The following is a 17832-nucleotide window of genomic DNA, read 5'->3' as shown; positions in this document are numbered from 1 at the left end:
GGGCGTTCAGGCGGCAGGACAGAAGGTCGGCAGGATCGGGTTGCCGGAGGGCTCGTCTGTCAGCAGGCGATCTCGGTCAGCAGCCAGTCGCGGAAGGCGCGGATCTTCGGCACGTTGCGGCGCGCTTCCGGATAGACCAGCCAATAGGCGTGGCCATCGTCGTCGACCAGATCGAAAGGCTGGATCAGGCGCCCGTCGGCCAGTTCCGCCTTGAACAGCGCCCTGGTCAGGATCGCCACGCCATGACCGGCGATTGCCGCATTGGCCTCGTAGGCCTGCGCGCCCATGCTGCTGCCAGGCCGTTTGGCAAGGTCGTGCGAGTGCACGCCGGCGGCCGAAAACCACTCCGTCCACCAGATGTCGCCGGGATCGAGGATCGGCAGCCGCAAGAGGTCGGCCGGCTCTTTGACGCCGCCGATGCTCGCCGCGAGCTTGGGGCTCAGCATCGGCGTGAAATCGGCATCGAGCAGCTTGAAGGCTTCCAGGCCCGGCCATTTGCCGCCGCCGGAGCGGATGGCAAGATCGACATCCTCGCGGGCGAAGTCGGTCAGCCGGCTCGACGTTTCGAGCCGCACGGCAAGGGAGGGATGAGCGATCTGGAACGAGCCCAGATGGTGCGCCAGCCAGTTCGAGGCAAAGGTCAGCACCGTGGTGACGCACAGCAACCCGTCGGCGCCGGCGCGCGCCGCGGCATAGGCCTGGCCAAGAATGGCGAAGGCCTCGCCGACAGCCGGCGCCAGACGCTGTCCGGCCTCGGTCAGCACGATCTGTCGCGGCCGGCGCAGGAACAGCGCGGCGCCGACGCGCTCCTCCAGCACCTTGATCTGATAGCTCACCGCGGCCTGTGTCATGGCCAGTTCCTCGGCGGCCTTGGTGAAGGAAAGATGTCGCGCCACCGCGTCGAACACCCTGATCGCTTGCAGCGGCGGGAGCTGGGAAACCTGTCGCGAGCTGAGGTCAGGCATAAGGCCTCCTTATGGGCCATGATCGATGTTCGATTGGCAAAGGCGGCCGGCAAGACCGACATTCAGTGTCAACCCGTCATTGGGGTTTCAGGATAGCGAAGGTTGACGATCATGACCATGGCGCAGCAAAAGTGCACTCCCGCTCCGGATCACCGCTGGATTTCGTGGCTGACGGATGGATTCGGCTGGTTCTCGATAAAAAAGAGGGCGCATCTCGACATCAGGGACCTGTCGCCGCATCTGCAGCGCGACCTCGGTTTCCTCGATGGCAACGACCCTTTCGGGCGGAGCAAATAGCCCGGCTGACTTTATCCCAAATCGGTCGTGGCGTCGGGTTCGGGTTACAGGCTGGCCAGCAGGGCGGCGGCGGTCCGCTCATCGGTGATGAGGCCGTTGATCAGCCGGCGGTTGGCCGCCGCCAGGATGCCCGGCAGTTTTCGTTCACCCATCGCCAGTGCAATGACCAGCGATTTTTCGCGCGATGGCAGCGAAGCCGACGACACCCGATCATTGGTGATGCCTTCGATCATGCGGCCTTCGCGATCGAACACCCAGCCGACGATTTCGGCGATGCCGCCGGCCTTCTGCAGCGCCTTCAGTTCACTTTCCGAAATGAAGCCGTCCTCGTAGAGCGGCGCCTTGGGACCGAGATCGCCAATGCCGATGAAGGTGACGTCGGCCTCGGCGGCCAGCGCCAGAGTCGGCTGGATCATCGGCTGGTTGAGCAGCATCTCGCGCTCCTCCGGCGACGAGGCGATGACCGGCAGCGGCATCGGGAAGGACCGCGCCTTGACCCTGTCGGCCATGGTGAAGATGACGTTGTAGAAGGCGGCCGAGCCGTCCGGCGAGATGTTGCCGGTCAAGGACACCACCTTGTGCTGCGGGCATTCCATCGGCGGCAGCTGTTCGATCGCCGCTTTCAGCGTGCGCCCGGTGCCGATCGCCATGACGATCGGCGTCGGCGAGCGCAGCCGCCGCTCGATCTCGGCGGCGGCCGCCTCGGCGATGCCGATGGTGGTGGAGGATGAATTGGGATCGCTCGGCACCACCTCGACCAGATCGAGCGCGAAGCGGGATTTCAGCCGCGCCGCCAGATCGAGGCAATTGGCGATCGGATGGTCGACGCGGACCTTGATCAAGCCTTCCGACACCGCCAGCGACACCAGCCGCTGCGCCGTCTGCCGCGAAATGCCGAGCGTGGCGGCGATCTGGTCCTGCGTGTTGCCGGCAACATAATAAAGCCAGCCGGCGCGCGCCGCGTCGTCCAGCCTGTTGCTGCCGCCATCCTGCCGGGTACTCACGTCCTGCCTCCCAAACCGCCGGTCATGAGGCGGTCCGCTCCTACTCTTGCAGGGAACGGCCTGCTGCGCAATTGTCAATCGCCAGGGCAATTGCTTGCGCCCGTCGGCACATATGCGGCTAGGATTTTCTCCGTCCACGATATCTGCGTCGGGAATGAAGCGCCGTTGCGGTCCCGCAAGGCGGCACGTTCTGCGGTCCTGAAGGTTTATCTCCCGGCGCAAACCCTTTAAGGGATCGCAAAAAGGAGCGCTGCATGACATCGAAAGCGGTTTTTCTGGGATATGGACGGCACGCTGGTCGACAGCGAACCGCTGCACGAGGCCGCCCTGGTGTCGGCGATGCGCAATGCCGGCCTCGTACCGCCGGCCGACCTGCATGAGCGGGTGCTCGGTGTCGCCGCCTGGCCGGTCTATGAGATGATGCGCGACGAGTTCGGCCTGGATCTGCCGTTCGACGACTGGATCATCCGCAAATACGAGCATTATCTGCCGCTGGTCGAGAGCTTGCAGCCGCGTCCCGGCGCGATTGAGATCTTCAACGAGCTGCGGGCAAGGGGCGTGGCGCAAGCCGTGGTGTCGAATTCGGACCGGATGATCGTCGACGCCAATCTGCGCATGGTCGGCCTGACCTTTCCCGGCATGAAGACGATCAGCCGCAACGACGTGCGCGAGGGCAAGCCGCACGCCGAACCGTTCCTGCGCGCCGCGTATCTCGCCGGCGTCGATCCCGCGCAGGCGATAGCGATCGACGACAGCTGGCCGGGCGCCATGGCGGGGCTGGCGGCGGGCATGAAGACGATCTTCTGGCCGGAAAAGCCGATGCAGGGACCGCCCGGTGCTATCGTCGTCAACAGCGCCGAGGAATTGCGGGCCGAGCTGATCTAGCTCGCCCGGGGTCGTTTGCGGAACGCTACGCTAAGGTTTGGCCAACGATATTCTCCGGTGAGATTGACGTACTCCCACCCGGTCGCGGATTTCGCCTCTGGGGTGGAAGCTGGTGGCCCGTTTCAGCGCGTGATGGGCCTCGCCCTTGTTGAGCCCAATCTGGGCGCGGCGTTGCGTGGACTGCACGTGCCATCACAAGGTATCGTTTCACCAACCCCGCTTAGCAGTCGTTGGCACGTTGTTCGGAGGTGTTGGAATTGTTATGGTCTGCCCCGAGACTCGGCCCAGCGACCACCCACAGCAAGGCAGCATGCAGACCGCCGAAAGAACCCTTACGCGGCGCAAGCCGAAGCAGCAACGCTCGCGCCAGACTGTCGACTTCGTGCTCAGCGCGGTCCAGCTTGTGGCCAAGCGCCACGGGACCCAGGCCATTACCACCAATCGCATTGCGGAGGCCGCCGGCGTCAGCGTCGGGTCGCTGTATCAGTATTTCCCCGACAAGCGCGCGATCTTCACAGCCCTTCACGACCGACACGTCGACGAGGTGCGGCGGGTCATCAAGCAGACGACGACTGACTGCGCCTCCGCTCCGCTGGAGGAATTCGCGCGCGAACTCGTCTTGGGCCTAGTGGACGCGCACACGGAACTTGCCGAACTGCACGACGTTGTCGCGGCCGCTGTTCCGCAGAGCGCTCTCAGCTTCAGGAACGCGCTGCATCAGACCTTCGGACAAGTCTTATCACGCGCCGACGACCCGGAGCGGTACAGCAGCGACGAGGCGGAGCGGATGCTTTTTGTCCTGCCCGGCATGGTGGAATCGCTCGTGCACGGAGGAGCGCGCGCGCCCCTCTCGCGCGCTGGCGCAAAGAGCGAGGCAATCCGTACCGTACTGGTCTACGTGAATTCCTTTCAGGGCGGCGCACCGAAGCATTACTGAAACGACGACGCATTCTCGACGGCCCACTGATCGAACGGGATTGGCTCCCGCCCGGTTATCTGCTTGACGCCATCCGTCACCGTATCAAGTCGGCTCTCGCGCACCGCTCGCCAGATGTCCACAAGAGCATCTGCATAGGCGCCTTTCCCGGCCCATTCGACCGTGCGGGCGTATGCCTGTCCGTCCGTTATTTCCTCGAAGCGAACGGGTTTGCCGATGGCTCTGCCTATCGCCACCGCCATCTCCCCATACGACAGCGCCTCAGGGCCGGTAATCGCAAGCGCCTGACCGTCGTAGTCGCGCGTAGTTAGCGAGGCTGTGGCGACGGCGGCGATGTCGTCTGGATGGATGAATGCGATCTTGCCCCCACCCGTCGACGAGCGCAGCACGCCCTCTCGGCGGATTGACTCCGACCAGCTGAGCGCATTGGACATGAATCCGGCTGCCTGAATAAACGTGAACGCCACCCCGCTCTCCCGAATGGCATCCTCGCCCTGTGCGTGCCAAGGACCGGTGCCGATCGCGGTTCGCACGTCTAGCGTAGAGAGCTTGACCACATGGCCGACGCCTGCGTGGCTGGCAGCGAATGAGACCGCGCGATCTCGCTTTTCAAGATCCGATCCATCAGTGACAAGGAGTATCCCATCGACTCCAACCAACGCCTTAGCCAACGAAGGGCCTGGGTTTTCGAGGTCTCCGATATGGATGTCGACCTGGTCACCGAAGAGGGCTTTGGCTCTCTTCGCGCTGCGAACGAAAACGGACGGGCGCGCCCCAGAGTCGATGAGGCGTTGAGCTACCCTCGAGCCGATGTTGCCCGTTGCTCCGAAGACGAGGTATTTCACTTGAGTGCGCTCCAACCACGGATCACTTCGAGCGCCATTCGCTTCTGGCCTGCCAGAGTGAGATGCAATCCGTCGTCCATGAGGAGATCGGAAGGAGGCGGGCTGCCCAGCGAAGCGAAGGCGTCGATGACCGGCGCATCGCCGTCGCGGACGATCTCGGCTACTCGTCCCAGGTCTTCGTTGCGGAACCGAACCCCGAATCTGGAAAGGCCCCAATGCGCTGCAACCTGCGCCTCATTGGCCGCCGGCGGAGTGATCCAAATGGTGCGGGCCTTGGTTTCTGTGGCAACGCGTTGACGCAGCTCCGCAATGTTGCGCGCGGTCTCCTCATGATGGACGAGTGTCTTGGTGGGGTGCGGACCCTGCGTGCGCGCGTCGTTGGTGCCGACCAGGAAGATGACCCAGTCCGGCTGGGCATTGGCAATCTCTCCGAACCGGACGAGACCGTGGGTGGTCGTCTCAGCTGCCACAGCGCTGATGGTCATCGAAATCTTATCGGCGCCCCGGCGCATCTTCAGCATCTCCCGCAGAATTGCCGCCCAGGACTGTGGGTCAGACGTCAGGCTGTCGCCGAACGTCACGATGTTGGCTCCGTTCCGAAGGGGTAGACAATCGATCATCAATCCAACAGCCTGGTTGGCTAGCAGGACGCTGGCCGCTTCCGAGGCCTCCCCCTGCAAGCGGCCAAGTTCGGCCGCATAGACCTCGGCTGGAAGGCCGAGTAGCGCGGCATGAGCGTCCTGGTCGAAATTGGCGCCTCCGGGGAGGGATGCCAGGCTCCGCTCGGGTTGGATGAGCTTCAAGAGCCAGTTCACCTGTTCGTTCGACATCGATTCACCTCGCACCCGGTTGCGTCTGCGTAAGATAACCGCGCCTCAGGTACGCTGGTACTCGCGTTTCCGGGTCGCTAAAGGTATGAAAGTGCTCATAAAATTTGCAAAGTCCGGAGTCTTCATCAGGTTCCGGCCTGTACGGACACCGCTGGCCCTCCTCTCCAATTAGCCGAGAACACGCCTTCCATAGTCTGACGTAGCGATAGAGGGTGACGCGCTCGATCCTGTCGCCCGATCTGCTGACCCATGTCTCGCCGCTCGGGTGGGAGGCACATCAATCTCACCGGAGAATATCGTTGGCCAATGCCTTAGCGTAGGATTCCGCCTCCCTCCTGCAAACGACCCCCACCCTGGCGGCCCACTCGATCTCACCGCGATGCTTTTCGAAAAGGGCCCTTGCCGGCTGCAAGCGGGATATTCTAGTACTAGAATATGCTGACCAACGCCGAGTTCGCCCTCATATCCCTGCTCGCCGAAAGACCGCTGCACGGCTACGCCATAGAGCAGATGGTCGAACAGCGCGGGATGCGTCACTGGACGGAGATCGGCTTTTCATCGATCTATTTTCTGCTGAAGAAGCTTGAGGCGCGTGGCCTGGTCGAGACTTTGGAAGCCGCACCATCCAGCCGCCGAACGCCAAGGACCTTCCGGCCCACGGAAGAAGGCGAGCGGGCGCATCGCGAAGAGGCGCGCAGGGCCCTCGCCGAACCCGATCGGCCGTTCTCGGCGCTTCCCCTGGGACTTGCAAATTGGCCGGCGCTGCCGCCGGAAGAGGCCGTTGCGGCCTTACATGCGCGGCGTGATGCCCTCGACATCCGGCTTAACGACCTCAACGCCAGAAGGCAGGCACAGGAGCCGCTGCCGCCCTTCGTGCGGGCCATGTTCGACTACAGCACCACGATGATCGCGGCCGAACGCAACTGGCTGGCTGAAACCATCCCCCTGCTCGCGGAGACATCCATGGAAAAGATCGATCTCAAGAAACGGTACAAAGTGCTCTACAGCGGCTCTGTCGGAGAGTTCACCGTCATCGACGTGCCTCCGCTCAACTATTTCATGATCGACGGCTTCGGCGATCCCAATGTGGAGCCGCAATACAAGGAGGCCGTCGAGGCGCTTTACGCGGCCTCCTATACACTCAAGTTCATGAGCAGGGATGCCCTGGGCAATGACTATGTCGTGCCGCCATTGGAAGGATTGTGGTGGGCCGAAGACTACGGCCACTTCCTGTCAGGCCGGAAGGATCAGTGGTCGTGGACGATGATGATCATGGTGCCGGATTTCATTGAACAGGCGATGGCGGGGGAGGCCGTCATCCAGGCCCGGGAAAAGAAGGGACTGCCCGCATTGTCGAAACTGCGCTTCGCTCGGCTCGAGGAAGGACGGGCCGTACAGACCCTGCATATTGGTTCCTATGCCGACGAAGGCCCAGTTCTCCAACGGCTGCACGAGGAGTTCATCCCGGCAAACGGCTTGGTCGAAGCCGGGCTTCACCACGAGATCTACCTCGGCGACCCGCGCAAGACACCGGCCGAAAAGCTCAAGACCCTGCTTCGTCAGCCTGTGCGGCCTGCCACCTGACAGAGAGTGAGATGGTCTGCGAAGCAAACCGGCAAGGGCTGATGTAGCTGGGCGAAAGTCTCTACCGGAAAATCAGTTGCGGTAGACCGGCTCCTGCTCGTCGAGGATCGCCTTCAGCTCGCTGAGATGACGTTCGGCCTGGCCGGGATAGTCGTCCATCTCGCTTGCCGCCTTCTCGGCGATCGCATCGGAAAGCGTGCGCAGCGGGCGGCCGGTCCACAGCGCCTTGATGTAGGTCTCGGCGGCGCGCTCGAAATAGAACATGCGGTTGAAGGCGTCGGCGACGCTATCGCCGATGACCAGCACGCCGTGATTGCCCATCACCATCACCTTGACCTTGGGATCGACGAGAAGCTGCGAGCAGCGTTCGCCCTCCTCCTCGAAGGCCAGCCCGCCATAATGGGCGTCGACGACATGGCGGTTGAAGAACATCGCCGAATTCTGGTCGATAGGCGGCAAGGTCGAGTCGGCCAGCGAGGCCAGCACCGTGGCATGGACCGAATGGACATGCATGACGCAGCGCGCGTGGCGGACATTGCGATGGATGGCGCCGTGCAGCCCCCACGCCGTCGGGTCGGGCGCGTCGGGGCCGGAAAGCGTGTCGGGATCGTTGGCGTCGATCATCAGCAGGTCGCTCGCCTTGATGCGCGAGAAATGCACCTGGTTGGGGTTCATCAGGAACCGCGTGCCGTCGTCGTTGACCGCCAGCGAGAAATGGTTGGCCACCGCCTCGTGCATGTTGAGCCGCGCCGTCCAGCGAAAGGCACAAGCGAGATCGACGCGCTCCTCGTAGAAGGGCAGGTTGGTCAGCATTTCCTTTTGCAGGCGGGCGATGCTCATCGAGGACACTCCGTGAAAGCGCTGAGAATGCCGCGCCCGGCTTGGGCTCGCAACCGCTTTCGCTTGGTGCAGAGACCGACGCCGGACACGAACGTTATTGGCTACGCCGCCGTGCTGGCGGCGGCATCGGCCCGCAAACCGCCATGCTCGACGATGAAATCGATCACCTCCTGCAGCCCCTTGCCGCGCGACAGGTCGGTGAAGCCGAACGGCCGCTTGCCGCGCATGCGGCCGGCGTCGCTCTCCATCACATCGAGATTGACGTTCACATAGGGCGCCAGATCGCTCTTGTTGATGACCAGGAAATCGGAGCGGGTGATCGCCGGGCCGCCCTTGCGCGGGATCTCCTCGCCCTGGCAGACCGAGATGACATAGAGCGTCAGGTCGGCAAGATCCGGCGAGAAGGTGGCAGCGAGGTTGTCGCCGCCGGATTCGATGAAGACGATGTCGAGATCCGGGAATTTCTTGTTCATCTCGGCGATCGCCTGCAGATTGATCGAGGCATCCTCGCGGATGGCGGTGTGCGGACAGCCACCGGTCTCGACACCCATGATGCGATCCTCGGGCAGCGCCTGCAGCCTCGCCAGCATCATGGCGTCTTCCTTGGTGTAGATGTCGTTGGTGACCACGGCGATCGAGAACTCGTCGCGCAGCGCCTTGCACAGCTTTTCGGTCAGCGTCGTCTTGCCGGAACCGACCGGGCCGCCAATGCCGACGCGCAGCGGGCCATTTGTCTGTGTCATGCGGGGAACTCCGTGATGGCGAGGATGGCAAAGCCGAGCCCGATCAGCAGGCACAGCGGCGAGTAATAGCTGAGGTCGAGCCGCGCGAAAGGCTGTTCCGGCGCCAGCCGGCGCCACCATGGCGTGAAGCCGGCAATGCCGCGCCCCAGGAACACCAGCCCGATGAGCAGCGAGGTGGCAGCGAGGCCTTGCCTGGGAAAGGGCGAGGCAAAGACGCCTTCCAGCGCCAGCGGCCACAGCGTCGCCAGGCACAGGCACGCCGCAACCGCGAAACTGGCAAACGGCGCCGGCATTTCATCGACGCCGCGAAAGCCGACGACGGCGCGTGCACAGGAGGCCGCATCCTTGCCCGGCCAGATGCCGCCGATGCCCCAATAGACATGCAGCGCGGTGATCAGCAGCAGGACGGTCGAAAGCGCAAAGGCGAGAAAAATCATGAACGGAACAATCGCGAATACTGGGTTTCGTGCTTCATCGCCATGACGTCGGAGACAAGGGCGCAGCCGCCGAGATCATCCAATGCCGAGCGCGCGGCGCGGTCGGCGGTCGACAACGCCAGCGGCTCGAAGCCGGCAAGCAGCGCGGTGGCTCCGCTCTGGCCGACGACGCCGAGCCGGATCGCCGCCTGGACGAGGTTGGAGAAGAAGGCTTGCAGGAAGGCGGACAGCGCGTCCTGAAGCGCGATACCGTTGCCGCCGGCAATGGCGCCGACGGCGACGCAATAGGCGCATTCGGCCGGCAAGCGCTCCAGCACAGGGTTGGGCCAGGCCGCTGTCGCCTTCAGGAAGGCCGCACCTTGCAGCATGGTTTCCGTATGGCGTTCGCGCGAACCGGCAAGCGCTTCGGCAAGTGCTGCAATCTCGTCGAGATCGCCAGCTTGGCGCGCGCGGCGCCAGCTCTCGGCGAACAGCACGGCATCGTTCCAGCCCGAGCCCATCTCGACCAGCGTTTCCAGCCAGTCGGCGAGGGTTTTCGCATCGGCAATCAGCCCGTCATGCACCGCGCGTTCGAGACCATGGCTGTAGGAAAAGCCGCCGACCGGAAAGGCCGGCGACAGCCAGGCCATCAGCCGCAAGAGCGCGATGTTCGAAGGCTGGTCAATCATGATCGTGGTGGTGGCCAGCGCGACTGTGCGAATGGGAATGCGACTCGCTATGGCTGTGCGCTTCACCGTGGCTGTGTGCGTGCGCCTCGGCATGGGCGTGACCATGATCGTGGCCGTGCCCACCGCCATGGCCAGAGTATGCGCCGCGCACCGGCTTGAACGGCTCGGAGACGTCGGTCACCGTGGCGCCGAGCCCCTCCAGCATCGCCTTGATGACATGATCGCGCAGGATGAGGATGCGCCCGGCCTCGATGCTTGCCGCGAGATGGCGGTTGCCGATGTGCCAGGCGAGCTCGGCCAGATGCACGCCATCGCGGGCCCGGATATCATAGACGTCTTCCGGCGCCGCGATGATCTCGATATGGCCGCCATCCTCCAGCACCAGCCGGTCGCCATCGTTCAGGGAGACAGGCTCGGGCAGATCGACCAGAACCTTGCTGCCGTCGGCAAGCTCGATGGCCCGGCGGCGCAGATGCCGCTCGTCATGGGCGAGAACGGCACGACTGGACGGCGCGGTGGCTCCCGCATCGCCGGCGCTCAGCACCGAGACGGCGCGCGGGAATTTGGTGAAGTCGGTGCGGATGTCGAGTTTCATTTCATGGATCCCCCATTGGCTTGCGCCCTTGCGCGGGCGGCCCGCGCCAGCACGCGGTCGAAATAGGCGCTGACGCGCTCGGATTCGATTGGAAACCGCCCGGCGCGGGCCCAGCCGCCCATGTCGCCGAGCAGCACGTCGACCGCGGAAAACCGATCGCCCAGCGCGAACGGCCGGTCGCCCAGCCGTCGGTCCAGCGCCTCGAGCTCCGAGGCGAAGTCGTAAGCCGCCGCGGGGCCGACATCGACCCGCACCTCCTTCGGCAGCAGGAAGCGATGGCGCAATTTGTTCCACAATGGCGCCTCAAACTCGCTCTGGGCAAAATGCATCCAGGAATCCATCTCGGCGCGACCGGCGAGACCCGGATCGGCGCCCATGCCCTTGTCCGCATGCTTGTCGGCGAGATAGACGCAGATCGCCGCGGAATCCGTCACCGTCAGCTCGCCGTCGATGAGGATTGGCACCTTGCCCGACGGGTTGAGCGCATAGGCTTCCGGTGAGCGCAGCTTGACCTCGACGAATTCATAGGGCTGCCCGAGTTCCTCGAGCATCCAGAGAACGCGACTGACGCGGGATCCACGCGATCCGACGGCCTTGTACATGCAAACCTGCCTTTCCCCGGAAGCCTAGACCATCCCTCACATCATCCCAATGCCGCTCATACGATCGTGTCGAAGAGCCGCAGGATGAACGATATCTGATAGACGAGCGCCGCCGCGACAAAGGCGATGTGGAAGCGGCGGTCGCGCACCAGGATCGCGACGATGCACAGCGCGACGAAGACCGGCGTACGGAACAGGTATTCGTTGCCGAAGCGGGCAAAATGCTCCGGCCCTTTCAGCAGCGTGTCGACCACGTCGAGCAGGTAGGTCGCCGCCAGCAGGCCGAAGAACCACGCCCGGCGCGAATAGAAGAAATCCTCGTAGCTGGTGTAGTCCAGCATCGAATCCGGAAACAACAGCGCGCAGAGCAGGAACAGCGTGATCGCGTAGAAGATGATGAACAGGTACTTGCCGAAGGTCCACGTCTCGATGGCATAGAGGCCGAATTCCCACCACCAGAAATGCACCGGCATCAAAAGCACCGAAGCGACCCAGGCCAGATGCACCGGATAGAGCCGGTACTGGCCGGGATGCTGGACAATGCGCGCCAGGCCCGACAGCAGGCGGGTGACGCCAAGCCCGATCACCATGCCCATGACGATGCGGATATGCGGGAAGATGTCGTGGGCGGAGGCGATCTCGGTGGCCATGCTTGATCACAACCGAGCTGTTCGTCGGCCGCATATTGCTGCGTCCCCCCGGGGGCCGCAAAGGATATCGCGCCGGTCGGCCGGCCAGCCAAATTCGCATCAGAACAGAAAATACCTCTGCGCCATCGGCAGCACAGTTGCCGGCTCGCAGGTCAACAACTCGCCATCGGCGCGGACCTCGTAGGTTTCGGGATCGATCTCGACATGCGGCGTGGCGTCGTTGAGCACCATCGAATGCTTGCCGATGCCGCCACGGGTGTTTTCGACGGCGACGAACTGCTTGTCGACGCCGAGCCTGCCATGCAGCCCCGACTCGAGCGCCGCCTTGGAGACGAAGGTCACCGACGAGTTGGTCCTGGCCTTGCCATAGGCGCCGAACATCGGCCGGTAGTGCATTGGCTGTGGCGTTGGGATCGAGGCGTTGGGGTCGCCCATCGGGGCTGCGGCGATCATGCCGCCGATCAGCACCATATCCGGCTTGACGCCGAAGAAGGCCGGGTTCCACAGCACCAGGTCGGCTCGTTTTCCCACCGCGATCGAGCCGATGTCCTTCGACAGCCCATGCGCGATGGCCGGATTGATGGTGTATTTGGCGATGTAGCGGCGGACGCGGAAATTGTCGTTGTTGCCGGTTTCCTGCGGCAGCGCGCCGCGCTGGCGCTTCATCTTGTCGGCGGTCTGCCAGGTCCGGATCGCCACCTCGCCGACGCGGCCCATGGCCTGGCTGTCCGACGAGATGATCGAAAAGGCGCCGATATCGTGCAGGATGTCTTCCGCCGCGATGGTCTCCTTGCGGATGCGGCTTTCGGCAAAGGCGATGTCCTCGGGGATCGACGGCGACAGGTGATGGCAGACCATCAGCATGTCGAGATGTTCCGACAGCGTGTTGACCGTGTAGGGCCGTGTCGGATTGGTCGAGGACGGAATGACGTTGGGCAGGCCGCAGACCTTGATGATATCAGGCGCATGGCCGCCGCCAGCGCCCTCGGTGTGGAAGGCGTGAATGGTGCGGCCCTTGATGGCGGCGACGGTGTTCTCGACGAAGCCGGATTCGTTCAGCGTGTCGGTGTGGATCATCACCTGCACGTCGTAGTCGTCGGCGACCGACAGGCAGCAGTCGATGGCCGCCGGTGTCGTGCCCCAGTCCTCGTGCAGCTTCAGCGAACAGGCGCCGCCCAGCACCATTTCCTCAAGTGCTGCAGGCAAGGATGCATTGCCCTTGCCCGACAGGCCGATGTTCATCGGGAAGGCATCAAAGGACTGGATCATGCGGGCCATGTGCCATGGTCCCGGCGTGCAGGTGGTCGCCAGCGTGCCATGCGCCGGGCCGGTGCCGCCGCCGAGCATGGTGGTGATGCCGCTCATCAGCGCCTCCTCGATCTGCTGTGGGCAGATGAAATGGATATGCGCGTCGAAGCCGCCGGCGGTCAGGATCTTGCCTTCGCCGGCGATGATCTCGGTGCCGGGGCCGATGATGATGGTGACGCCATCCTGCGTGTCCGGATTGCCGGCCTTGCCTATTGCCACAATGCGGCCGTCGCTCAGGCCGATATCGGCCTTGAAGATGCCGGCGCTGGCATCGATTACCAGCGCGTTGGTGATGACGGTATCGACCGCGCCTTGCGCGCGTGACGCCTGGCTCTGGCCCATGCCGTCGCGGATCACCTTGCCACCGCCGAATTTCACCTCTTCGCCATGGGTGGTGAGATCTTTCTCGACCTCGATGAACAATTCGGTGTCGGCAAGCCGCACCCTGTCGCCGACCGTCGGGCCATACATCTGTGCATAGGCGGCTCGGGAGATTCTGGCGGGCATAGGATGTTCCCCATTTCTTGGCTATTCGGTCTCGGATTCTTCTTCGGGCCACGGATCGCCGGCACGCCGGCATATGTAGTCCATATGCATGCTGCCCCAGAACGGATCCTTCGGCAGTCGATAGCCATCGACAATCAAGTCGAGCCCTCCACGTGTGTGCATCTCCTCGATCTTGGAAAGAAGATCGTGGACTGCACTGCTCCGAGCCTCTTCAATCAGTTGCGCGACAATTTCCCGATTTGAGTCCGTAAGCGATAGGAGAAAGGCCTTTCTTGTTTCCTCCCGCAAATCCAAGGGCAGATCATCCGGATTCGTATGTTCGGAGTGCCCATTTTTTCTGATCCGGCCTGCGATGACCTCGGAGCCCGCAAGCTCGACAAATTCGTCGATGAACTTCTGGTAGCGCAAACCGCCTTCTGAGTAGCCTGAAGAGTTCACCGTTACCTCCACAGCAATCGGGCCTGGTCGCTGGCCGACCCCCACATTGCCGCCATCCTATGGTCACGCAATGACCCGCTGGGCGACACCTTCTGATCCGATTTAGCGGTTGAGGTTAGGGGGTCACCCCAACACGACCGTTTGCCAAATCGATGGAAGGAAAATCCATGCGCAAAACAATATTGATTACCGCCGCCGCCACACTGATGCTGGCGGGCGCCGCCAGTGCCCAGCAGCAGCCCGCTCCGGCCACGCCTGCTCCAGCCGCGCCCCAGGCTCAGCCGGCCGTGCCGACGATCCAGAGCGTCAAGATCGTCGACATCACGGAGCTGCCGAAGGACACCCAGACGCAGGTCAACCAGGTGATCGCCCAGCGCGGCGATGACGGCCTGCAGAAACTGCGCAGCTCGATCGACGCCACGCCCAAGGTCAAGTCGGCGCTCGAAGCCAAGGGGCTCAGCTCGGCGCAGGTCATCGCCGCCAGCATGGAGCCCAATGGCTCGCTGACCCTGATCACCAAGAAGGCGAGCTGACAAGGCGCTGCGGCGGGCCGGCACTCGGTCCGCCCGCCGCATCGGCAAGGGAACCGTGGCAGGGCTGGATTCGTTTGGCTGCGTGAGTGCTGAAACGAATCTTGAAAGTGAGCGATGACCATCACCACCTTGCCCGAAGCCCGATGGCTGCATGCCGTCGCGGCGACTGCGTTTCTCGCGGCGAGCCTTCCCCAGGCGGCGCTGAATGCGCAGGGACTTGAAAGCCCGGAGACCGTCAACCGCATCGTCGGCTCGCAGGTCAAGCAGGAAGAGGCCAACGCCACCGTCGAAGCCGGCAACGTCAACACCGCAATCGACCGGACGCGCGAAAACATCGGCACGGTGCGCAAGACGTCCAAGCTCGACAAGGTCGATATCGTGTTCCTCACCGATGCCGCGCGCAGCGAAGGCGGCCCGCCGCCAGTGATCGAGAGCAAGGTCAAACAGCATCAGGACGACATCGCGGAACTGCGCAAGGAGATCGAGGCCAACGCCTTGCTGTTTAACGCCATCGAGTCGCGGCGTGTGCTTGCGCAGGATATTCTTGCCGTCGAATTCGACACTCCTGGAAAGATCGTCATCTACGCCGCGGCCAAGCCGTCGAACTAGAGCAGTTCCAGGAAAAGCGTGAAACGGTTTTCCGTCCGGAATTGCGTCAAAACAGAGAGATAAAGCGGCTCGACGTTTCCGTGAAACGGTGACCCGCCCTGGGCCAAAAGCGCCGCTTGTCGTTGCCTCAAAACCGCTCGACACTTTTAGGCGACAGGCATGAGACACCATCGATCTCACAGCTTGCCCATCACCTTCTGCTGAAATCCATAGACCTCGCGCTTGCCGCCGAGCGGCACCAGCGTCACGTCGCGCTCCTGGCCGGGCTCGAAGCGCATGGCCGTGCCGGCGGCGATGTCGAGGCGCATGCCGCGCGCACGGTCGCGGTCGAATTTCAGCCCTTCATTGGTCTCGAAGAAATGGTAGTGGCTGCCGACCTGGATCGGCCGGTCGCCGCTGTTGGCCACTTTCAAGGTGACGGTCGGCAGGCCCTTGTTGAGCTCGATGTCGCCGTCCTTGGGGATGATTTCGCCCGGGATCATCGTGCCCTCACACGACGCCGAAGGCGAGGCCGACGCCGATCGCCGCGCAGGCAGCACCGGCGGCGCGGGCCAGGCCACGGAACCTGATGCCAAGACCGAGCCCGGCCGCGATGCCGACGGCATGCAGCAGCACGGTGGCGATGGCAAAGCCGGCCATGTATTCGAGCCCGCCGGCGTTTTCCGGCACCTCGGTGCCATGGGCGTGGCCGTGGAACAGCGCGAACAGGCCGATGATGGCGACGCCGGCCGATACAGGCAGATCGACTGCCAGCGCCACCAGCAGGCCGAGCGCCACGGCCGACGCCAGTATGCCGGGTTCAACGAAGGGTAGGGGCATATGCAGCATGCCGAGCCCGCCGCCAACCAGCATGACGCCGACGAAGGCCGCCGGCCACGCCCAGATTGCCTTGCCGCCCTTGAGCGCCGCCCACAGGCCGACCGCGATCATCACCGTCATATGATCGAGGCCGGAGAGCGGGTGCATGAAGCCGGCCATGAAAGAGGAGGTCGTGCCGATGCCGACATGGGCATAGGCCGGCATGGCGGCGGCCAGCAGCAGGATCGCCGACAGGCATAAGCGCTTGGCTGACGTCATTCTAAGTGCCTTTCATTTGCTGTGTCGTGGTGTTCACGCGGCCTTGCGCGGGCCACACCCTTCGGCTTTGAGAACACGCTTGGTCGAAGCGGGATATTTCTTCAGCATCGCCGCCGGGCGGATCGGCCGCGCCGAAAAATTGCCGCCGCAATTGGGGCAGGTGCCGCCCAACACTTGTTCCACGCAGTCGGCGCAAAAGGTGCACTCGAAGGTACAGATCAGCGCGTCGGCCGCCTCGGGTGGCAGGTCCTTGTCGCAGCATTCGCAATTGGGGCGCAGCTCGAGCATTTTGGTCTCCTCACCTCACCGGACAGGTTCGTGCACGGTCACCAGCTTGGTGCCGTCGGGGAATGTCGCTTCGACCTGCACGTCATGGATCATCTCGGCGATGCCTTCCATCACCTGCGCGCGGGTGACGACATGGGCGCCGGCCTCCATCAGTTCGGCGACCGGGCGGCCATCGCGGGCGCCCTCGACGACGAAATCGGTGATCAGCGCGATCGCTTCCGGATGATTGAGCTTGACGCCGCGTTCGAGCCGCTTGCGCGCCACGACCGCCGCCATGGCGATCAGCAGCTTGTCCTTTTCCCTCGGCGTCAGGTTCATGCGCTTCCCTGGATTGGCATAGACAGACTCACAGTGACCATAATTTGGGCAGTCCCGCCCTTCCGTTGAGCAATTCGACGAGTGGAACCAGCCGCTGGCGCAGCTGATAGCCGTCCCCGGCGTAGAGCCTCGCAAGAAGCTTGCCAGATTTCTTCACGCTCCAGACGCTGGCGCTGCCCTGGCCGCCGACGATCGCCAGAACCGGATCGAGCAGCGCCTCGGCCCGCGGCGACACCAGCAGCAGCGTCGCCATCGCGATCGCGCCTCCGGCAACCGCCGGACGGTCGAGCGTTGCCGCGATATCGGGTCCGATGCGAAAATCCTCGGCATGAATGAGTTCGCCATCCCTGCGGACACGCCAGCGGTCATGGAAATGGCCCTGTGTGGCGCGCTCGCCCATCGCCAGGCGGCCGAAGACGGTGGCCTCCAGCACCAGCGCCTCGGCGCCGACGGCAAGCTCGACGTCGAGCGTGCGGGCAAACGCTGCCCGGTCGAAGACGATGGTTTCCTGCGGCAGCCAGGCGATGCGGCCGTTTTCGCCGACCGACAAATTGACCCGCACTTCGGCCCGGTCGGATGCGGCCTTGTAGATCTTCTCGCAAGCCTGGGTCGTGATCGACGCCGAAGCAGCCGCGCCGACGTCCACCTCCCAGCCGAGCCGGTCGCCGCCGGTCATCCCGCCGGCGGTGTTGATCAGCACGGCCTCGAGCGGATCGGCCGAGACAGTCGGCATCCTTATTTTGGCGGCACCATCCTGATAGAGGCGCCGCAGGCGCGTGCGACCCTCGCCGACAGCACAGGAAAGCCGCGCCACGCCCGCAACCCGCTGCGTCGAAATCCTGCCATCTTCGATCGTATCCATGCCAGCACGT

At 63.7% G+C, this 17832-nt stretch carries 23 protein-coding genes and 2 pseudogenes; 6 read left to right on the top strand and 19 right to left on the bottom strand.

Annotated elements, in window-relative coordinates; genetic code table 11:
* Positions 1-59: 59 nt before the first annotated feature.
* Complete coding sequence (gene gcvA, locus ACFSOZ_RS32440; RefSeq protein WP_379104926.1) at positions 60-965, bottom strand: transcriptional regulator GcvA; 906 nt, start codon at positions 963-965, stop codon at positions 60-62.
* 111 nt (positions 966-1076) lie between these two features.
* Here gcvA and ACFSOZ_RS32435 point away from each other — a divergent pair, with 111 nt between their 5' ends.
* Complete coding sequence (locus tag ACFSOZ_RS32435; protein WP_379105195.1) at positions 1077-1262, top strand: hypothetical protein; 186 nt, start codon at positions 1077-1079, stop codon at positions 1260-1262.
* Positions 1263-1306: 44 nt separating this feature from the next.
* Here the strand turns inward: ACFSOZ_RS32435 and ACFSOZ_RS32430 are convergent, their stop codons facing one another.
* Positions 1307-2266, bottom strand: coding sequence for a sugar-binding transcriptional regulator (locus tag ACFSOZ_RS32430; protein WP_379104924.1), 960 nt, complete (start codon positions 2264-2266; stop codon positions 1307-1309).
* Between the two features lie 254 nt (positions 2267-2520).
* Here ACFSOZ_RS32430 and ACFSOZ_RS32425 point away from each other — a divergent pair.
* Positions 2521-3151 (top strand): annotated as a pseudogene (locus ACFSOZ_RS32425) (HAD family hydrolase).
* A gap of 42 nt (positions 3152-3193) precedes the next feature.
* Here ACFSOZ_RS32425 and ACFSOZ_RS32420 read toward each other — a convergent pair.
* Positions 3194-3325 (bottom strand): annotated as a pseudogene (locus ACFSOZ_RS32420) (Tn3 family transposase); the annotation flags it as partial.
* A gap of 136 nt (positions 3326-3461) precedes the next feature.
* Between ACFSOZ_RS32420 and ACFSOZ_RS32415 the strand changes: the two are divergent.
* Positions 3462-4088: a TetR/AcrR family transcriptional regulator gene (locus ACFSOZ_RS32415; protein ID WP_379104922.1), complete on the top strand. Its 627-nt coding sequence runs from the start codon at positions 3462-3464 to the stop codon at positions 4086-4088.
* On the opposite strand, the gene ACFSOZ_RS32410 is transcribed toward ACFSOZ_RS32415, so the two are convergent.
* Positions 4082-4933 (bottom strand): NmrA family NAD(P)-binding protein, encoded by an 852-nt coding sequence (locus tag ACFSOZ_RS32410; protein WP_379104920.1) that lies wholly within the window; start codon positions 4931-4933, stop codon positions 4082-4084. The two genes, ACFSOZ_RS32415 and ACFSOZ_RS32410, sit on opposite strands and share 7 nt — an antisense overlap.
* Positions 4930-5763 (bottom strand): SGNH/GDSL hydrolase family protein, encoded by an 834-nt coding sequence (locus tag ACFSOZ_RS32405; RefSeq protein ID WP_379104918.1) that lies wholly within the window; start codon positions 5761-5763, stop codon positions 4930-4932. Before ACFSOZ_RS32405 ends, ACFSOZ_RS32410 begins: the two co-directional genes overlap by 4 nt.
* 435 nt (positions 5764-6198) lie before the next feature.
* Between ACFSOZ_RS32405 and ACFSOZ_RS32400 the strand changes: the two genes are divergently transcribed.
* The gene (locus ACFSOZ_RS32400) at positions 6199-7347 is read left to right on the top strand and encodes a GyrI-like domain-containing protein (protein WP_379104916.1); all 1149 of its coding nucleotides are present in this window, start codon (positions 6199-6201) and stop codon (positions 7345-7347) included.
* Positions 7348-7419: 72 nt separating this feature from the next.
* Here the strand turns inward: ACFSOZ_RS32400 and ACFSOZ_RS32395 are convergent, their stop codons facing one another.
* The 9 genes from ACFSOZ_RS32395 to ACFSOZ_RS32355 form a co-directional block, all read right to left on the bottom strand.
* A complete protein-coding gene (locus tag ACFSOZ_RS32395; RefSeq protein WP_379104914.1) occupies positions 7420-8187 on the bottom strand; it encodes a class II aldolase and adducin N-terminal domain-containing protein in 768 nt (255 codons plus the stop codon).
* A gap of 101 nt (positions 8188-8288) precedes the next feature.
* On the bottom strand, positions 8289-8930 hold the full coding sequence (ureG, locus tag ACFSOZ_RS32390; RefSeq protein ID WP_379104912.1) for an urease accessory protein UreG: 642 nt from the start codon (positions 8928-8930) through the stop codon (positions 8289-8291).
* Positions 8927-9367 carry a DUF3995 domain-containing protein gene (locus ACFSOZ_RS32385; RefSeq protein ID WP_379104910.1) on the bottom strand — a complete coding sequence of 147 codons (441 nt, stop codon included), beginning with the start codon at positions 9365-9367 and terminating at the stop codon, positions 8927-8929. The genes ureG and ACFSOZ_RS32385 overlap by 4 nt, the downstream gene beginning before the upstream one ends.
* A complete protein-coding gene (locus ACFSOZ_RS32380) occupies positions 9364-10035 on the bottom strand; it encodes an urease accessory protein UreF (protein WP_379104908.1) in 672 nt (223 codons plus the stop codon). Before ACFSOZ_RS32380 ends, ACFSOZ_RS32385 begins: the two co-directional genes overlap by 4 nt.
* Positions 10028-10630, bottom strand: coding sequence for an urease accessory protein UreE (locus ACFSOZ_RS32375; protein WP_379104906.1), 603 nt, complete (start codon positions 10628-10630; stop codon positions 10028-10030). The genes ACFSOZ_RS32380 and ACFSOZ_RS32375 overlap by 8 nt, the downstream gene beginning before the upstream one ends.
* Positions 10627-11232 carry a glutathione S-transferase family protein gene (locus ACFSOZ_RS32370; RefSeq protein WP_379104904.1) on the bottom strand — a complete coding sequence of 202 codons (606 nt, stop codon included), beginning with the start codon at positions 11230-11232 and terminating at the stop codon, positions 10627-10629. The genes ACFSOZ_RS32375 and ACFSOZ_RS32370 overlap by 4 nt, the downstream gene beginning before the upstream one ends.
* 56 nt (positions 11233-11288) lie before the next feature.
* Positions 11289-11882 carry a hypothetical protein gene (locus ACFSOZ_RS32365; RefSeq protein WP_379104902.1) on the bottom strand — a complete coding sequence of 198 codons (594 nt, stop codon included), beginning with the start codon at positions 11880-11882 and terminating at the stop codon, positions 11289-11291.
* A gap of 99 nt (positions 11883-11981) precedes the next feature.
* Positions 11982-13697 (bottom strand): urease subunit alpha, encoded by a 1716-nt coding sequence (ureC, locus tag ACFSOZ_RS32360; RefSeq protein WP_379104901.1) that lies wholly within the window; start codon positions 13695-13697, stop codon positions 11982-11984.
* Positions 13698-13718: 21 nt separating this feature from the next.
* The gene (locus ACFSOZ_RS32355) at positions 13719-14135 is read right to left on the bottom strand and encodes a DUF6547 family protein (RefSeq protein WP_379104899.1); all 417 of its coding nucleotides are present in this window, start codon (positions 14133-14135) and stop codon (positions 13719-13721) included.
* Positions 14136-14302: 167 nt separating this feature from the next.
* Here ACFSOZ_RS32355 and ACFSOZ_RS32350 point away from each other — a divergent pair, with 167 nt between their 5' ends.
* Together ACFSOZ_RS32350 and ACFSOZ_RS32345 are read left to right on the top strand one after the other, a co-directional pair.
* Complete coding sequence (locus ACFSOZ_RS32350) at positions 14303-14668, top strand: hypothetical protein (protein ID WP_379104898.1); 366 nt, start codon at positions 14303-14305, stop codon at positions 14666-14668.
* Positions 14669-14782: 114 nt separating this feature from the next.
* Positions 14783-15277 (top strand): hypothetical protein, encoded by a 495-nt coding sequence (locus ACFSOZ_RS32345; RefSeq protein ID WP_379104896.1) that lies wholly within the window; start codon positions 14783-14785, stop codon positions 15275-15277.
* 176 nt (positions 15278-15453) lie between these two features.
* Here the strand turns inward: ACFSOZ_RS32345 and ACFSOZ_RS32340 are convergent, their stop codons facing one another.
* From ACFSOZ_RS32340 to ACFSOZ_RS32320, 5 genes are read right to left on the bottom strand one after another with little or no spacing between them, the layout of a single operon-like run.
* Positions 15454-15759 carry an urease subunit beta gene (locus tag ACFSOZ_RS32340; protein WP_379104670.1) on the bottom strand — a complete coding sequence of 102 codons (306 nt, stop codon included), beginning with the start codon at positions 15757-15759 and terminating at the stop codon, positions 15454-15456.
* A 7-nt stretch (positions 15760-15766) separates the two neighbouring features.
* Positions 15767-16354, bottom strand: a complete 588-nt coding sequence (locus ACFSOZ_RS32335) for a HupE/UreJ family protein (RefSeq protein WP_379104672.1) — start codon at positions 16352-16354, stop codon at positions 15767-15769.
* Positions 16355-16387: 33 nt separating this feature from the next.
* Positions 16388-16642 (bottom strand): DUF1272 domain-containing protein, encoded by a 255-nt coding sequence (locus ACFSOZ_RS32330; RefSeq protein ID WP_379104674.1) that lies wholly within the window; start codon positions 16640-16642, stop codon positions 16388-16390.
* Between the two features lie 15 nt (positions 16643-16657).
* Positions 16658-16960: an urease subunit gamma gene (locus ACFSOZ_RS32325; protein ID WP_379104676.1), complete on the bottom strand. Its 303-nt coding sequence runs from the start codon at positions 16958-16960 to the stop codon at positions 16658-16660.
* A 28-nt stretch (positions 16961-16988) separates the two neighbouring features.
* Positions 16989-17822 carry an urease accessory protein UreD gene (locus ACFSOZ_RS32320; RefSeq protein WP_379104678.1) on the bottom strand — a complete coding sequence of 278 codons (834 nt, stop codon included), beginning with the start codon at positions 17820-17822 and terminating at the stop codon, positions 16989-16991.
* Between the last annotated feature and the right edge of the window lie 10 nt (positions 17823-17832).

The organism is Mesorhizobium newzealandense (genome assembly GCF_042682145.1).
Taxonomy (GTDB): domain Bacteria; phylum Pseudomonadota; class Alphaproteobacteria; order Rhizobiales; family Rhizobiaceae; genus Mesorhizobium; species Mesorhizobium newzealandense.
This window is presented reverse-complemented; position numbering and strand designations above follow the sequence as displayed.

Coding starts and splice junctions, on each gene's coding strand:
- ACFSOZ_RS32340 (WP_379104670.1), bottom strand. CDS start 15,759: ATGATCCCGGGCGAAATCATCCCCAAGGACGGCGACATCGAGCTCAAC.
- ACFSOZ_RS32400 (WP_379104916.1), top strand. CDS start 6,199: ATGCTGACCAACGCCGAGTTCGCCCTCATATCCCTGCTCGCCGAAAGA.
- ureG (WP_379104912.1), bottom strand. CDS start 8,930: ATGACACAGACAAATGGCCCGCTGCGCGTCGGCATTGGCGGCCCGGTC.
- ACFSOZ_RS32345 (WP_379104896.1), top strand. CDS start 14,783: ATGACCATCACCACCTTGCCCGAAGCCCGATGGCTGCATGCCGTCGCG.
- ACFSOZ_RS32350 (WP_379104898.1), top strand. CDS start 14,303: ATGCGCAAAACAATATTGATTACCGCCGCCGCCACACTGATGCTGGCG.
- ACFSOZ_RS32335 (WP_379104672.1), bottom strand. CDS start 16,354: ATGACGTCAGCCAAGCGCTTATGCCTGTCGGCGATCCTGCTGCTGGCC.
- ACFSOZ_RS32320 (WP_379104678.1), bottom strand. CDS start 17,822: ATGGATACGATCGAAGATGGCAGGATTTCGACGCAGCGGGTTGCGGGC.
- ACFSOZ_RS32435 (WP_379105195.1), top strand. CDS start 1,077: ATGACCATGGCGCAGCAAAAGTGCACTCCCGCTCCGGATCACCGCTGG.
- ACFSOZ_RS32380 (WP_379104908.1), bottom strand. CDS start 10,035: ATGATTGACCAGCCTTCGAACATCGCGCTCTTGCGGCTGATGGCCTGG.
- ACFSOZ_RS32375 (WP_379104906.1), bottom strand. CDS start 10,630: ATGAAACTCGACATCCGCACCGACTTCACCAAATTCCCGCGCGCCGTC.
- ACFSOZ_RS32370 (WP_379104904.1), bottom strand. CDS start 11,232: ATGTACAAGGCCGTCGGATCGCGTGGATCCCGCGTCAGTCGCGTTCTC.
- gcvA (WP_379104926.1), bottom strand. CDS start 965: ATGCCTGACCTCAGCTCGCGACAGGTTTCCCAGCTCCCGCCGCTGCAA.
- ACFSOZ_RS32405 (WP_379104918.1), bottom strand. CDS start 5,763: ATGTCGAACGAACAGGTGAACTGGCTCTTGAAGCTCATCCAACCCGAG.
- ACFSOZ_RS32330 (WP_379104674.1), bottom strand. CDS start 16,642: ATGCTCGAGCTGCGCCCCAATTGCGAATGCTGCGACAAGGACCTGCCA.
- ACFSOZ_RS32395 (WP_379104914.1), bottom strand. CDS start 8,187: ATGAGCATCGCCCGCCTGCAAAAGGAAATGCTGACCAACCTGCCCTTC.
- ureC (WP_379104901.1), bottom strand. CDS start 13,697: ATGCCCGCCAGAATCTCCCGAGCCGCCTATGCACAGATGTATGGCCCG.
- ACFSOZ_RS32325 (WP_379104676.1), bottom strand. CDS start 16,960: ATGAACCTGACGCCGAGGGAAAAGGACAAGCTGCTGATCGCCATGGCG.
- ACFSOZ_RS32415 (WP_379104922.1), top strand. CDS start 3,462: ATGCAGACCGCCGAAAGAACCCTTACGCGGCGCAAGCCGAAGCAGCAA.
- ACFSOZ_RS32385 (WP_379104910.1), bottom strand. CDS start 9,367: ATGATTTTTCTCGCCTTTGCGCTTTCGACCGTCCTGCTGCTGATCACC.
- ACFSOZ_RS32365 (WP_379104902.1), bottom strand. CDS start 11,882: ATGGCCACCGAGATCGCCTCCGCCCACGACATCTTCCCGCATATCCGC.